Origin of the sequence: Neobacillus notoginsengisoli, assembly GCF_003515685.1 — a bacterium.
GTDB lineage: Bacteria > Bacillota > Bacilli > Bacillales > Cytobacillaceae > Bacillus_D > Bacillus_D notoginsengisoli.
Window position 1 is genome coordinate 15,165 of sequence record NZ_QWEG01000002.1, and the last position, 13,786, is coordinate 28,950.

General features: G+C 43.8%; 14 protein-coding genes and 3 tRNA genes. 9 read left to right on the forward strand and 8 right to left on the reverse strand.

All coding sequences use genetic code 11. The features are described 5' to 3' along the window. Positions 1–12 precede the first annotated feature (12 nt). The 3 genes from D1B31_RS02835 to D1B31_RS02845 all read left to right on the forward strand — a co-directional run bounded on the left by D1B31_RS02835 (position 13) and on the right by D1B31_RS02845 (position 3,666). Positions 13–1,755 carry a hypothetical protein gene (locus tag D1B31_RS02835; protein WP_158587418.1) on the forward strand — a complete coding sequence of 581 codons (1,743 nt, stop codon included), beginning with the start codon at positions 13–15 and terminating at the stop codon, positions 1,753–1,755. 148 nt (positions 1,756–1,903) lie between these two features. Next, positions 1,904–2,809, forward strand: a complete 906-nt coding sequence (locus D1B31_RS02840; RefSeq protein ID WP_118919251.1) for a selenium metabolism-associated LysR family transcriptional regulator — start codon at positions 1,904–1,906, stop codon at positions 2,807–2,809. Between the two features lie 35 nt (positions 2,810–2,844). Further along, entirely contained in the window at positions 2,845–3,666 is an 822-nt protein-coding gene (locus tag D1B31_RS02845) for a GNAT family N-acetyltransferase (RefSeq protein ID WP_118919252.1), read from the forward strand. A 249-nt stretch (positions 3,667–3,915) separates the two neighbouring features. On the opposite strand, the gene D1B31_RS02850 is transcribed toward D1B31_RS02845, so the two are convergent. The 6 genes from D1B31_RS02850 to D1B31_RS02875 all read right to left on the reverse strand — a co-directional run bounded on the left by D1B31_RS02850 (position 3,916) and on the right by D1B31_RS02875 (position 7,896). After that, positions 3,916–4,374: an SAM-dependent methyltransferase gene (locus D1B31_RS02850; RefSeq protein WP_118919253.1), complete on the reverse strand. Its 459-nt coding sequence runs from the start codon at positions 4,372–4,374 to the stop codon at positions 3,916–3,918. A 67-nt stretch (positions 4,375–4,441) separates the two neighbouring features. Next, positions 4,442–4,711: a hypothetical protein gene (locus tag D1B31_RS23860; protein WP_142922556.1), complete on the reverse strand. Its 270-nt coding sequence runs from the start codon at positions 4,709–4,711 to the stop codon at positions 4,442–4,444. Continuing rightward, complete coding sequence (locus tag D1B31_RS02855; RefSeq protein WP_158587419.1) at positions 4,672–5,280, reverse strand: ABC transporter permease subunit; 609 nt, start codon at positions 5,278–5,280, stop codon at positions 4,672–4,674. The genes D1B31_RS23860 and D1B31_RS02855 overlap by 40 nt, the downstream gene beginning before the upstream one ends. A 333-nt stretch (positions 5,281–5,613) precedes the next feature. After that, a complete protein-coding gene (locus tag D1B31_RS02865; protein ID WP_118919255.1) occupies positions 5,614–6,957 on the reverse strand; it encodes an RNA-guided endonuclease InsQ/TnpB family protein in 1,344 nt (447 codons plus the stop codon). A 62-nt stretch (positions 6,958–7,019) separates the two neighbouring features. Continuing rightward, positions 7,020–7,256 carry an ATP-binding cassette domain-containing protein gene (locus tag D1B31_RS02870; protein WP_118919256.1) on the reverse strand — a complete coding sequence of 79 codons (237 nt, stop codon included), beginning with the start codon at positions 7,254–7,256 and terminating at the stop codon, positions 7,020–7,022. 22 nt (positions 7,257–7,278) lie between these two features. Beyond that, positions 7,279–7,896 (reverse strand): hypothetical protein, encoded by a 618-nt coding sequence (locus D1B31_RS02875; RefSeq protein ID WP_118919257.1) that lies wholly within the window; start codon positions 7,894–7,896, stop codon positions 7,279–7,281. Between the two features lie 178 nt (positions 7,897–8,074). On the opposite strand from D1B31_RS02875, the gene D1B31_RS02880 reads away from it, so the two are divergent. From D1B31_RS02880 to D1B31_RS02890, 3 genes are all read left to right on the forward strand, one after another. Then, a tRNA-Leu gene (locus D1B31_RS02880) sits at positions 8,075–8,158 on the forward strand. Between the two features lie 19 nt (positions 8,159–8,177). Then, a tRNA-Gly gene (locus D1B31_RS02885) sits at positions 8,178–8,251 on the forward strand. A 7-nt stretch (positions 8,252–8,258) separates the two neighbouring features. Continuing rightward, positions 8,259–8,346 (forward strand) — tRNA-Ser (locus D1B31_RS02890). Between the two features lie 96 nt (positions 8,347–8,442). On the opposite strand, the gene D1B31_RS02895 is transcribed toward D1B31_RS02890, so the two are convergent. Next, on the reverse strand, positions 8,443–8,883 hold the full coding sequence (locus tag D1B31_RS02895) for a Dps family protein (RefSeq protein ID WP_118919258.1): 441 nt from the start codon (positions 8,881–8,883) through the stop codon (positions 8,443–8,445). A 347-nt stretch (positions 8,884–9,230) separates the two neighbouring features. Here D1B31_RS02895 and D1B31_RS02900 point away from each other — a divergent pair, with 347 nt between their 5' ends. From D1B31_RS02900 to katA, 3 genes are all read left to right on the forward strand, one after another. Continuing rightward, positions 9,231–9,764 (forward strand): YceI family protein, encoded by a 534-nt coding sequence (locus D1B31_RS02900; RefSeq protein WP_118919259.1) that lies wholly within the window; start codon positions 9,231–9,233, stop codon positions 9,762–9,764. A 202-nt stretch (positions 9,765–9,966) separates the two neighbouring features. Continuing rightward, a complete protein-coding gene (locus D1B31_RS02905; protein ID WP_118919559.1) occupies positions 9,967–10,761 on the forward strand; it encodes a C39 family peptidase in 795 nt (264 codons plus the stop codon). A gap of 234 nt (positions 10,762–10,995) precedes the next feature. Continuing rightward, positions 10,996–12,450, forward strand: coding sequence for a catalase (gene katA, locus D1B31_RS02910; protein WP_204562982.1), 1,455 nt, complete (start codon positions 10,996–10,998; stop codon positions 12,448–12,450). A 90-nt stretch (positions 12,451–12,540) separates the two neighbouring features. Here katA and D1B31_RS02915 read toward each other — a convergent pair whose 3' ends face one another. Next, positions 12,541–13,779 carry a S1C family serine protease gene (locus D1B31_RS02915; RefSeq protein WP_192894721.1) on the reverse strand — a complete coding sequence of 413 codons (1,239 nt, stop codon included), beginning with the start codon at positions 13,777–13,779 and terminating at the stop codon, positions 12,541–12,543. Positions 13,780–13,786: the final 7 nt, after the last annotated feature.

Here is a 13,786-nt window from a genome sequence, read left to right on the forward strand (position 1 = left end):
GCAAAAACAGAAATGAAATATGATAATGAAAATGGAAAAGAAACCAGAACAGGTGGGGAGAAAGTGTACGAGTTAAAGCTGCGAAATATCCTGAGGCAGGTAAAGAGCCCTGATCCGCATAAACGGTATGAGGGACTTGATAAGCTATTCGAATATAAACAAATTCAGAATCTTGAAGTTCAAATCGATGTACTGCGCGACATCATTGTCACTGCGGCCGGATCTTTTCCCGATCCAGTCGACAATTGGGACAACCCTTCCTACTATTTAATCGACTTTGTTTGTGACTTTCCGATGGAAGAAGTCGTTGTCACGTTGATTACGAATTTTGACGGGCTAAGCCTCCAGGCAAAAGAAAGGGCGATTGAGTTCCTACTCGGTACCGAGGACGAGGAAATTTTCTATTTCCTCGAAGAAAAAATTGTCGGATTAATAAACGGCACGGAAAACTTCCAGATCCCGATCGGAGAACTCACTTCCTATCCGGTCCTTACTAGGGACATCCTGAACCAAACACTAGACACGATTCATTCGCCACATTACAAATTTATGCTGTATGACTTGATTCTCGGCATCAACTCCTCCGAGCTTGAAAAAGGCTATAGGAAGGAAAAAGTCCTTCCACTTTTGCTTGAGGATTACAGGAAGACAAAAGAACAATACATGAAATTTAACGGCGATTACACAACGAAATATGCCTACACCGCCTGGAAGGAAAACTATTTTTATATCCGAAGCAGAATGAGACTGTTTATCGGCTTAATGAACTATTATTTTGCCGAAGAAACAGAACGCGAGCTTCTGGAGGCATTGACATTTAAGGATCCACTCATAAAAACAGAAGCCTTTCTTGTGTGCTTATCTAAAAACTTGCCGTTTGATCATGCAGTGATAGAAGAGTGTGCGCGGCACATCGAAAGTGCCGAAATGGTTTATTGGGAACTGAAGGATATGGACCTTGAGCATCTGTATCCAATGAAGGACGGAAAACAGCAGCACCTTGCTAGGACGAGACTGTTCAGCACAATCATCAACCTTCCCGAGGACGAGGACGGCACGGCCCATTATCCGGAGAAAATTGAGGTTGTCGACAAGGTTGATACAGAAAATGTTTATAGCCAGCCAGTCCGTTATTATTTAATGAAATTTACCGAACTGGACCATGCCTATGCCGGCTGGGCAGGAGGTTATGCGCTTGAGGAAGGCAATGACACAGCCTTTCTTTGGGATGGAACGTATACGGATTTCACTGATTTTGATTCCTTGACGATTGAGGAGCACAAGCAAGCCTTTTTTACAAAACGCCAGGACGAACAAACGGTTCATGAGCATAGCATTTATTTTGAAAGCAGCCCGCGGGTAAGCAAGGGAATGTGGTTTTTTTATGGATTACTGATTGTCCATTGGCTGCGGATGGCACTTGAAGGATTCCCAGAACCTGTATGGCCATCCTTCCTCTTTACCCTGCTCGGCGCCGGACTGACTGTTCTTGAATGGAGAAAAATCAAGACGAAAAGCGTCTCGATTATTGGCCAAAAACTCGTGATAAAGGACGGTCAGAAACAACAGGCAATTCTGCTCCATGAAATTGGAAAGGTTGAACATACGAAAAAGCATATTCTCATTTATGAAACTGATAATAAACAACCCGCTATGACGTTTCCGCTGGCCTGGGCCAGATATGAAGTGTTTTATCACCATTTAAGAGAACATACGGATCACCTAAAACAGCCGCCATACATCCAACCATACTAGAATTCAAGTTTCATAGTTCTGACATCCGCCCGCTTAAGCCGGCGGATTTTTCATTCCATTCTTCCATTGGCAAAAAATTCATGCTACCCTATATCTATCTACATATCCAATACTAGAAATCGCTTTTATAAATAAAGGAGGAAAGCCAATGGACTTCCACCAATTGTTTGTTTTTACGAAAGTCGTCGAGCATAAAAGTTTTTCAAAAGCAGCAGAGGATATTTTTTTAAGCCAATCAACCGTTTCATCCCATATCCAATCACTCGAAAAGATGCTGAATGTCAGTCTATTCGACCGGGTCGGAAGGGAAATTATACTTACGCCTTACGGGGAACGGCTCTACCAATGGGCGCAAAAACTTTTGCTTATGAAAGATGAGGCGCTTCTCGACCTGAACAAAGGGATGGCTGAGTTCCGCGGCATTATCCGTGTGGCGGCAAGCTCGGTTCCCGGCCAGTTCATCATGCCGAAAATGGTCAAACAGTTTCGGAAGGAATACCCTGCGGCGGGCTTTAATATTTCTCAGTTTCCATCCAAAGCCGTAGCCGATAAAGTACTCAGCGGAACCGTCGATGTCGGGCTTCTTGGCGCAAAATACGAGAACGAAAAACTGGAGTATATCCCCCTATTGAAGGAGAGATTGGTGCTCGTCACCTCTAAAGAAATCGAGCTTAAAGGGCCAGTAAGCATCCATTCTGTTAAAAACTATCCCTTTGTCATGCGGCATTCTGACTCCGGAACGAATACAATGCTCGAACAATTACTTAAAAAAGCCGGCATTCAAAAAGACCAGTTGAATATCATTGCCTATACCGACTCCGGCCAAAGCCTGATCCAATTTGTCAGGCAGGACATTGGCATTTCAATCATGTCGGAAATAGCCGCCAGGGATTATGCTGAGCACAATATGGTGAACGTGTATGAAATTGACGGCTTTAACGATGAGCGCTATTTCTATCTCGTCTACAATGTGTTCAAGACACTCCCGCTCATTTCAAAACTTTTCGTTGACTTTGCTTCGAAAGAAGGTTTCACGTTCGGAAATGGCGAATAGGTAATTGTCCAATTTTGCAAAAATGGAGGTTTTATATGCTGACAAGAAAGCAGCTTGAAGAAATAAAAGGATTGCAGGCCGTTTGTGAAGAAGCAGGCGGCTTCAAGCTAAAATTAAACTGGGATATGCTCGCTTCACGCCCGCAAGGCAGGAAAGACGACTTTCTCCATTATGAAGAAGGAAGGCTGATTGGCTTCATTGGCCTATACGGCTTCGGGAATAAAGTCGAGCTGTGCGGGATGGTCGATCCTGCATTCCGCAGGAAAGGAATTTTCTCGCGGTTGCTGAATGAGGCGGTTGCGGTTGCGGAAAAACGCGGTGCCAGGCAGATTCTCCTTAACGCTCCGGCGGGATCCGAGTCAGCGAGGGCATTCTTGAATCATGTGCCGAACCGGTACTTTATGACGGAATACCAGATGAAGTGGAATGGAACTTCTTCGCCCGCCAGTGAAGGGGTGACACTCCGCCCATCAACCGACGGCGACCATGAGCTTGAAGCCCGACTAGAAGTGGAATGCTTTGGCTTTACGGAAGAAGAAGCCGATTCATTTAACAAGGAGTTAAGGGCTATTAGCAACGAGGACTTCTACATCATTGAATCGGAAGGGAAGCCTGTCGGGAAAATGCGGGTCGACCATCTGGATGGCGAGGCGTGGATTTACGGTTTTGCGGTACTTCCCCACTACCAGGGACGAGGGATTGGCAGGAAGGCACTCTCGGCTATCATCGCTAAAGAAGACCAGAAAGGTTATCCGCTTTTCCTTGAAGTTGAAGCAAAGAATGCTCATGCGCTAAGGCTTTATGAGTCGGTCGGTTTTAAATCATACCATGCCCAGGATTATTATGAATATATATAACAAAAGCGCAAGCGCCTTGGTCATCGCCGTACAAACTGGAAGGGCTTCGACTGAGATAAAGGAATCACGAAGAGCGTTAGCGATTCGATGATGACTTATCGTAGGGAGGAGACCTGAAGTTTGCTAGGCGATAGGCGCTGAAGCTAGAGGAAGTCATGCTTGATAAATGAGTTATCCAAAGTCACTAAATCTGTATTTTTCTAACAATAAGCAAATTAAGGCGGCCCTTTAAGACCGCCTTTTCTGAGTCTATTTCCAATAGTCTTCCATCAATTCAGTTGCCCACTGTGGCTGCTTGACTTCCTCTTTTGGCAAAAATTCTTTCATGACTGGTTTGATGTCAATAACCGGTGTCCCGTCGACGGCATCGAGACCTGCCACTGTAAGCTTTGTTCCATCCCGCTTTAGCAGTTTGACAATCGTGGCGCCGATTCGATTCGGCCGGTTTTTGCCGCGTTGGGCAAAAATCCCGGTTACCGGCCAGTCGGGGTTATTTCTCGGCCTTCTTGCACCAAATAGAATCTTATCATCAGGAGTCAGGTGGAACAGAAAGATGATTTCCAGATGGGAAAATTCTTCGATTCCTTCCAGACAGCTTCCATCGAGAATTTCATTCATCTCTATTTCAGAAATCACTTCACCCCAAAAGTCGTCCTCAACTTCCTTGCGGCTATTGCAAACCCTTCCGACCGGTTTAACAGTAAACATCCAGACTCCTCCGTTCAGGATTTATTAAAAACAGCTTTCCCATCTTTTTAGAATCCTAATGAAACGACTAATGGATTTGGCTTTCGAACAGAGCGTTGCGCTGATTGAACTTTGTTATGACTTTCAGCAAAACAGCATTGGCAGCGAGCAACAAGACTCCTATCATTACAAGGATTAATGGGCTTAGGAAAAACAACCCGGTAGCTTGGCTAATCAATATGCCGACGACTGGCAGAACGAGAAGTCCGCCAAACTGCGCTTCCTGGAACGTTTTTACCTTTGCCGAAACTAGGACATTTAGGATGATCGTAAATAAAACGAGTGCTGGAGTGACCAAAAAATGAGCAATAGCCAGACACTTTTCACAAACAGCAGCTCTCCAAAATACGGATATGCAATGATATTTATGACAATCAGATCCAGAAGGTAGACTGCGATGGTAATTCCCAGTGCCGGAATCAGTGAAGCAAGTACCTTGCCTATGAATAAGTCCGTAATTGAGATTGGTGCGAACAGCAGGGTCTCAAGTGTTTTCCGCTCCTTTTCTCCTACAAAACTATTAGAGGCCGTTACGAGCGAGTTGATAATCACGACAATCAGGAAAAAGGGAATCATCATGAATGACATGAAAAAGTACACGAACTTTGTTCCGAGATCCGGCAGTGATGCTAGTTTTTCTCCCATCTCCTCATCAGGGAACTTTTCGATGAATGCCTGGATTGGTTTTTCAATGTCCTGGGCCTCCCCGGCGAGCATATTCGTATGCAAGCCGAGTACAGCAAACACTGATGGAAGAACCGTACAAATTAGTACTGCAATAATGACCATCGGGACCCATACCTTTTTGGATGAAAAAGTCGCCTTTAAATCCTTCCAGGCAATCGCCATGATAATCGACTTATTCATCCGAATCATCCCCTTTTATTTTAAAGTCAACTACCCCTACTGAGATAAAGCACTTCAGTGGGGGCTTGAGTTTGAAGTCTAGGTCTTCTCGTCTATTGCTAGACAGTTTGACGCTCTAGAATTCATGCCACCTTACGGTGACACCCCAAGAGATTTTTAGGTCGGTACTGGTGACGAACGGTCGTTTTCCCACTTGCACTCTCCCTCGCGAAGAGTTAAAGTTCCCCATATGAATACGGCGAAGTCATAGCCTTACGAACTATGTACTACAAGCCCCGACACAAATGTGTCGAATACACTTGGATGGTTGACACACCCAATATATGCCATGCACTAGGCAACAGCTTTACGTTTTTGTACTTTCAACAGAATTGGCGTTTTAACTTTGAGCCTTTCATCCAATTCCGCCACTTTTGATTTTCTTAATGTATTTAATGCTCCATTAATATCGGCATGAATACATTGACCTGTTTTACTTTGATATAGACCGCGAGTTATGCGTTTACCATTGAAATGATAGGTCTTTTTATCACCTTTTGACCAAACAGGAATCTCGTCTCGTTCTAGAAAACTAGCCTTAGATGTATAACTTTCCTCCTGTTTTACAAAACGAATGCCTTCTTTGGAACATTTGTTTTCAATGGCGGAAATCAGTCTTGCGAAAGGAATTTGTACAAAGTGTTGGTTGTTCTTTTTGCCCATATCAGATTCTTGCTTCCAACCGACATTGTAACCGACAACGAAGGTGTCGATCCCTAATTCTTTTCCCTTTTTGAAAAGCAAACCTACGGCTTGCGAGATATACCCTTTTATTTGCCGTTCACGTTTCATCCAAAGCTTCGCTTGATTATTTGTAACGACACGTTTTGAAATCCCATTCTCTCTATTTTTTTCTTGGAGTTTGCTGAGTTCTTTATTGAAATACCGATTTAGCGATTTTAAAGCTAAACCGTCAAGTAAAAACGTTTCCCCATTATTTGTTGCACAACTCATAAGAACATCTACACCTAAATCGATACTTAAAGCGTTTTTAGTTGTCGTGGGTTGTTTCTTCATTTGAGCTACTTGCACCTCATACGTGTAATGTACCTCAAAGAACCGACCTTTTTGCTTTGGTACAATTTCGATATAGGTAATCTTTTTGTTCAACAAATTCTTAGGCATACGAATTTTTATGGAACCAAATTTCTTTTTGAAGTTTGTATTCATCGGAATAGTCCAGTATCCGTTTTTATCTACCTTTGGTATTTGGTAAATTTCGATCACACGTTTCGCTTCTTTATGTAGATATTTTGGAAACTTCGGACGACCTGTAAACTTTTCAGGATTATCTTTCCAAGATTTGAGCGATTTAAAAAAGCTATTCACCTCTTCTAGTAACGAACGGCGAATGGCTTGAACAGAATTAGACTGAGCACCCCAATAGTTAACATCTGCTTGCATTGCTTCATCAATTTCCTTGGTGGTGGCATTTCTATTATTTTCGCGAAAGCTTTTCTTAATTGTGTAAAGACCAACATTTCGCAGCGCTTTCGTGCTGTGCGTCATCCTTTTTAGTATTTTGAACTCTTTAGCTGTAAGGCTTTTTCCTCCGAGATTTTGAACCTGAGTGAAACGTTGAATATTTTCCGTTTTCTTTTTCTTACGAAGTACCTTAACTGGCTTTTTCCGAAGCATTGTTTTCACCACCTTTTTTCTTCAGTTCATTTAAAACTTCTATATACTATTATAATATATAACTAAAAAATAGGCGAATGTTTGTTCGTATTAAAGTGAAAAAATTTGAATTTATTAGGAAACTTCAGCCTGACGGCATCAATAACGCCATTTAATAACCGCAGCATTATCGTCTTCCCTGCACCATTCGGACCAAGAAGGCCTATGACACTTCCCGCCTTCACAGAAAACGAAATATCATGCAAAATCGTTTTTCCAGCAATCACCTTTGAAACGTTTTCCACCCGGATTATCTCCATCCATTCTCCCCCAGTATTAAATCTATTTGATATTTTGATTAGTTTTTGATTTTGCTCTTTTTATCCCTGCAAAAGCCACTGTACCAGCCAAAAGGATAAACACAATCGGAAGTAAATATGGACCGATGCCAGTGACGACTTTCTTTTCTTCCAGTTTTACTGGTTTAACAGGGATCGTTGTCCCGGTAAGTTCCTGTGTTTTCAGATAGTCTCCAAAAAACTTTAGTCGCTCGGAGTCTTCTGAATATACGTTACCGTTTTTCAGTTGAATCATTCCGTTTGGACCGCCGACAGGCACCAGATACTCCTGCTTGCCTTCCTCAAGAAAGAGGAGAAAAGATCCACCCTGTTGCTGAAACTCTTTTGCCCAGCTGACATCAAACATGTCAATACCGACTAGCATGGTGGCTTTTATATCATCGCCTTTATAAGCCTTTTGGACAATGAAGTTATAGCCATTATTTAAGGGTGGCTCTCCTTTTACAGGCTCACCGGAAAAATCATACTTTCCAACAATAACAATTTCAGCCCTGTCGGCCACTTCCTGCGGGCTGAGCCTTACCCAGCTCGTGGCATTCACAGCTAGCCCAAAAGAAAAAAAGATAACACAAAGTAGAATGAAAGTTTTATCAAATTTCATCGGCACACTCCCCAACTGTTTAAGCCGCTAAAAGCCGCGGGTCACTTCCATTTTATTACCTTATTTCCATATCTGGCAATCTTTAATTAAAAGGAATTTCTATGGAAGGTTAGGGAAAAATTTCACTTTAATTTCCTTTGATAATATGATATATTACTTTTGCCGTTTTTTTATTTTTGCGGGTGTGGCGGAATCGGCAGACGCGCTAGATTCAGGTTCTAGTGGGGGCAACCCCGTGGAGGTTCAAGTCCTCTCATCCGCATTCAAATCTTATTTTATTTGCGGGTGTAGTTTAATGGTAGAATTCCAGCTTCCCAAGCTGACGGCGGGGGTTCGATTCCCCTCACCCGCTCCAATTTCGTGGAGAAGTACCCAAGTGGTTCAAGGGGGCGCACTCGAAATGCGCTAGGGCGGGCAACCGTCGCGTGAGTTCGAATCTCATCTTCTCCTTACCCGAAAAACATGCAGGCAGGTTGCCTGTATGTTTTGTTTTTGAATATGAAAACAGGACCGGCGCATGCCGATCCTGTTTTTTTGTTACTCATATTATTTCCCTAGGTAAGAGTTCAGCATCCAGACATGCTTTTCAAGACTTGCGTGGATGGCCAACAACATGTCGCCCGTTGTTTCGTCGCCGGTTTCAGTGGCAAGATCCATTCCTTCCTTTAGCTCTCCAATGAGAGTTGAAAAATCGTCCACGATGGATTTCACCATTTCATTGGCGCTTTCACCGCCATCCGCTTCTTTGACAGATGCCTTTTCCAGGCCTTCCTTCATCGTTGCTACAGGCTTGTCCCCAAGGGCAAGAAGCCTTTCAGCAAGTTCATCAATGTGGATTGCTGCTTCATTGTACAACTCTTCGAATTTGGCATGGAGGGTAAAAAACTCCGGCCCAGTTACATACCAATGGTAGTTGTGAAGCTTAATAAATAAAACACTCCAGTTTGCTACTTGTTTGTTGACAACTGTTGTTAAATTTCCGCTCATTTAGATTCCTCCTATGTCTTATCTTTCCATCCTCTATTATAGAACCAACATTTTTGTAAAACGAATGTTAAGGGGTGGGTTCACAAAAATGTCGGAATCACCCGCTGTTAATATACCCCTTTCATGGCCTTTCAATCATGTTTAGATGTGTGCAGGACATTTAAGAAAAAATAAACTGAACTTTTCAATAGCATTACTGCTGCCTCTCTCACTTAGCTCAACAAAAACATCTCAGTTTAAAAATATTTCAATTGACAAAGTGTTCGCCAGCTTTTATAATTTACCTTGAAGTTGATTATCTCAAGCTAAAAATACTTTAGGGGAAAACAAATTAGGAGGAATTTGAAATGGCAAAAACAAAATGGGCAATTGATCCTGTACACAGCAGTGTTGACTTTTCAGTAAGGCATATGATGATCGCGAATGTTAAGGGTACTTTCCAGAGTTTTGACGCGACAGTGGTTGCAGATCCATCTGATTTGACCAATGCTGAAATTTCATTTACTATCGATGCGGCAAGTATTGACACCCGCAATGAAGACAGGGACAATCATCTCCGTTCCGCTGACTTCTTTGATGCCGAGCAACATCCAAAGATCACTTTCAACGCTACCGACATCAAAAAAACGGATGAAGGCGAGTATGACGTGACTGGTGGCCTTACAATCCGCGGCGTTACACGTCCGCAAACCTTCGTTGTTGTTTATGAAGGCAGCGGCAAAGATCCTTGGGGCAATGAAAAGGCTGGTTTCAGTGGAACCGGTTCAATCAACCGTGCTGACTACGGTCTAACCTGGAATGCTGCACTTGAAACCGGCGGCGTTCTTGTCGGTGACAAAATTAAAATATCATTTGAAATCCAGGCAGCAAAAGCAGAATAAGTTTCAATTTGAAAAAGTGTGGGCAAATCGCCTGCACTTTTTTTTGCTATAAACAGTGACAATCCTCCAGAAAGGGATAAAACTGGTTCAAAAGGCATATTTTCTTTATTTTGCTCTGGATTATTCACCTTTGTTTGTTAAACTTAATGAAAGGGGTAGTAAAAATAAAGAAAAAGGTTTTTCAGTCGGAGGAAAGGACAAAATGAAGAAGTTTTTTGGTTATGCAATTGTGTTGTTAGGCATCATCGTTCTAACAGGATTTTTTCTGCTGCCAAAGCAGGAAATTGCATCTGTTTCGCAAAATAAAGAAAATGTCCTATCGGCGGCGGAGCAAGAAACACCTATTGCTATTCAAGAAGCACCCAAATCAGAAATTAAGCTTCCGCAAAAGGCTGTTCCTGAAAAGCCAATGACAGAAATCTTGCTTGATGTGCCGTTTTTAAACCAAATGGCGACACCGAGGCTTTATAATGGCTGTGAGGTGACCAGTCTTGCGATGATTCTCAAATACAAGGGAATTGAAGTCACAAAAAATGAACTTGCTAAAAAAGTAAATCGCGTTCCGCTTCGCTATCAGAATGGCCAGTACGGCAACCCATATACTGGGTTTGTCGGCAACATGGAGGATGGCCCTGGCCTCGGCGTTTATCACGGACCTATTTTCACTCTTGCAAAAGAGTATGCTGGTTCGAAGGCGGAAGACCTGACCGGTAAACCTTTCGATACAGTTATTGAAAAACTGGCTGAAGGAACTCCGGTGTGGGTAATCATTAACACCGCCTATGCACCGCTTGGTCCCAGCCATTTTAAAACATGGAATACGCCGGAAGGCCAAGTGAAAATAACGTTTACTATGCACAGTGTCGCACTGACTGGTTTTGATGAAAAGCACATTTTCCTGAATGATCCATACGGAACGAAGGACAGGAAGGTAAACAGGGCGAACTTTATAAAAGCCTGGGAGCAAATGGGAAGCCAGGCGGTTGTCATCAATTAAATAAGAGAGCCCAAAAGCAGTGTGCCAAATCAGGCGCACTGCTTTTTCCTTTGTTCAAAAAGCTCTATGGACTGTCAACCATCGGAAGACAGAAGACCTTTTTTGCAAAAAACAGGATATCTTTATAAAAGTTTGACTATTTAACATCTATTAAATTATAATAATTATAATATGATATTCATTTTCAATTAATATCATTTCTACAATGCTAATATTGTTATAGGAGGCTGAATGATGGAAAATCAAAAAAGATTGACGACCAGTTGGGGTGCTCCTGTGGGTGATAACCAAAATTCAATTATAGCGGGACAGCGCGGACCTACCCTTATTCAAGATGTCCATTTGCTTGAAAAACTGGCCCATTTTAATCGCGAGCGTGTGCCAGAGCGTGTCGTCCATGCCAAAGGAGCAGGCGCGCACGGTTATTTCGAGGTAACACAGGATGTCAGCCAATTTACGAAGGCAAATTTCCTTTCCGAAGTAGGAAAGCGGACGCCAATGTTCATCCGTTTCTCGACAGTTGCCGGTGAACTCGGTTCTGCCGACACTGTCCGTGACCCGCGAGGATTCGCTGTTAAATTCTACACCGAAGAAGGCAATTATGATCTTGTCGGGAATAATACCCCTGTCTTCTTCATTCGTGATGCAATCAAGTTCCCTGATTTCATCCATACACAAAAGCGTGATCCAAAGACTCATCTCAAAAATCCTACTGCAGTATGGGATTTCTGGTCCCTATCGCCTGAGTCGCTCCACCAGGTAACCATCCTGTTCTCTGATCGGGGCATCCCGGCGACATTCCGCCATATGCACGGCTTTGGCAGCCATACATTCAAATGGGTGAATGCAAAGGGTGAAGCCTATTGGGTGAAATACCATTTCAAAACGGAACAAGGGATTGCAAATCTTGCTGTTGAAACAGCGGCGAAAATGGCCGGCACCAACCCGGAGTACCATATCGAAGACCTTCATAACGCAATTGAGAAAGGCGATTATCCTGCCTGGAGATTGTATGTTCAGATCATGCCTCTCGCTGATGCGGATACATACCGCTGGGATCCGTTCGATGTCACTAAAGTATGGTCGCAAAAAGACTATCCGCTCCAAGAAGTTGGCCGGATGGTCCTGAATAAGAATCCTGAGAACTACTTCGCGGAAGTTGAGCAGGCAACCTTCTCGCCTGGAAGCTTTGTTCCGGGAATTGAAGCATCACCTGACAAAATGCTGCAGGGGCGCCTGTTTGCTTATTCCGATGCACATCGCTATCGTGTTGGAGCGAACCACAACCTGCTGCCAATCAACCGGCCGCGCGTGGAGGTAAATAACTATCAGCGTGATGGACAGATGCGATTTGACAATAACGGGGGCGGATCGGTTTATTATGAACCGAACAGCTTCAGCGGCCCAAAGGAAGCGCCGGAAACGAAGATCTCCCCATACGAAGTTTCGGGCTTTGCTGCCAGCGCTGCTTATGACCAAGATGACCATTACACCCAGGCTGGTGACCTGTACCGCCTGATGAACGAAGAAGAACGGGCCCGCCTAGTTGCGAATATCGTAGCCGCAATGAAACCGGTTGAGCACGAAGAAATAAAGCTCCGCCAAATCCAGCATTTCTTGAAAGCCGATAAGGAGTATGGCACACGAGTGGCAGAAGGACTTGGCCTTCCATTACCGGTCGAAGCCTAATAAACTACTCACAGAGACTGCTTCCATTTGCAGTCTCTGTTTTTTTACAAAAAACAGGCAACCTTATAATTAAAGGCTGCCTCTCATCAATTAGTTCGTCACGCTGTCCCCCGACACGGTCACTTCAACTGTTTTTTCCTTGCCGCTTCGGTAAATTTTCAGTTTAACTTTTTCGCCTGCTTTTACATTGGAATACATAAACTTTCGCAAATCACCCGAGTTGCTTACCTTTTCCCCATTGATGGCAACAATGACATCCTGTTTTTGCAGGCCTGCTTTGTCCGCCCCTGAACCAGGCTGAACGGAAGTGACCATCGTACCTGAGTCAACGTTCTTTGGCAGATCCTGAAGGAATGCCGGGTGAATTTCTTCAAAGTCCGCGAGGCTAACCCCGAGATAAGGGCGCTCCACTTTGCCTTTTTCAATCATTTCATTCACAATCGGCACAACATTATTACTTGGAATCGCAAAGCCGAGACCTTCAACACCTCTATCGGATATCTTCAGTGAATTGATGCCAATGACCTGTCCAGCCGTATTGATCAAGGCGCCGCCGGAGTTGCCAGGGTTAATCGCGGCGTCGGTCTGAATGACGTCCAGTTTCCATTCACCAGCAGAAGTGGAAACATCAATGCTGCGGTCAATCGCGCTGACAATTCCCCTCGTGACTGTCCTCGACAAATCAAGGCCAAGCGGGTTTCCGATTGCAAAAACTTCGTCACCAGGCCTTAAGCTGGATGAATCGGCGAAATCAATCGCATCGGGAGCGAATTTGGCATCCACCTTTATCACTGCCAGGTCCGTCAATGCATCCGCTCCCACCACCTTTGCTTCTGCCTTTTCCCCATTATCGAAGGACACTTCAAGCTTTTGCGCATTTTCGATTACGTGGTTGTTTGTCACAATATAGGCACTGCCTCCGGATTTTTTAAAAATAACCCCAGAGCCTGAACCTTTCTCGACAACGCCTTGGCTGTTGCTGAACGGATTATTCTGTTCCTGGTAATTCACAATGCCGACAATTGCCTTTGATGCTTTCTCGACCATATCCGCTACTGAACCGCCTTGGGATTTAGACGCAGTTGAAGCCGGGACTAAGTTGGCAGTCGGACTGCTTGAGTTTTCAGTCTGGGCTGGCTGTTGTTCATGATTAATCAGAGAATTCAAATCTGTATAGTTCACGGCTGCAAGGGTCAAGGCAGATCCAATGACGCCCGCGCCAATTGTTGAAAGAAAGCTTTTCATTTTACCCGATTTGGCCGGCTTTTGTTCTCTTCTTTGTTCCGGCTCACGGTTTATTTGTCCATAGTCTTGGTAATAATCACTCATCGTGTTA

Coding starts and splice junctions, on each gene's coding strand:
- D1B31_RS02855 (WP_158587419.1), bottom strand. CDS start 5,280: ATGAATAAGTCGATTATCATGGCGATTGCCTGGAAGGATTTAAAGGCG.
- D1B31_RS02835 (WP_158587418.1), top strand. CDS start 13: ATGAAATATGATAATGAAAATGGAAAAGAAACCAGAACAGGTGGGGAG.
- D1B31_RS02875 (WP_118919257.1), bottom strand. CDS start 7,896: ATGAAATTTGATAAAACTTTCATTCTACTTTGTGTTATCTTTTTTTCT.
- D1B31_RS02915 (WP_192894721.1), bottom strand. CDS start 13,779: ATGAGTGATTATTACCAAGACTATGGACAAATAAACCGTGAGCCGGAA.
- D1B31_RS02895 (WP_118919258.1), bottom strand. CDS start 8,883: ATGAGCGGAAATTTAACAACAGTTGTCAACAAACAAGTAGCAAACTGG.
- D1B31_RS02850 (WP_118919253.1), bottom strand. CDS start 4,374: ATGTTTACTGTTAAACCGGTCGGAAGGGTTTGCAATAGCCGCAAGGAA.
- katA (WP_204562982.1), top strand. CDS start 10,996: ATGGAAAATCAAAAAAGATTGACGACCAGTTGGGGTGCTCCTGTGGGT.
- D1B31_RS02845 (WP_118919252.1), top strand. CDS start 2,845: ATGCTGACAAGAAAGCAGCTTGAAGAAATAAAAGGATTGCAGGCCGTT.
- D1B31_RS02900 (WP_118919259.1), top strand. CDS start 9,231: ATGGCAAAAACAAAATGGGCAATTGATCCTGTACACAGCAGTGTTGAC.
- D1B31_RS02870 (WP_118919256.1), bottom strand. CDS start 7,256: ATGGAGATAATCCGGGTGGAAAACGTTTCAAAGGTGATTGCTGGAAAA.
- D1B31_RS02905 (WP_118919559.1), top strand. CDS start 9,967: ATGAAGAAGTTTTTTGGTTATGCAATTGTGTTGTTAGGCATCATCGTT.
- D1B31_RS02865 (WP_118919255.1), bottom strand. CDS start 6,957: ATGCTTCGGAAAAAGCCAGTTAAGGTACTTCGTAAGAAAAAGAAAACG.
- D1B31_RS02840 (WP_118919251.1), top strand. CDS start 1,904: ATGGACTTCCACCAATTGTTTGTTTTTACGAAAGTCGTCGAGCATAAA.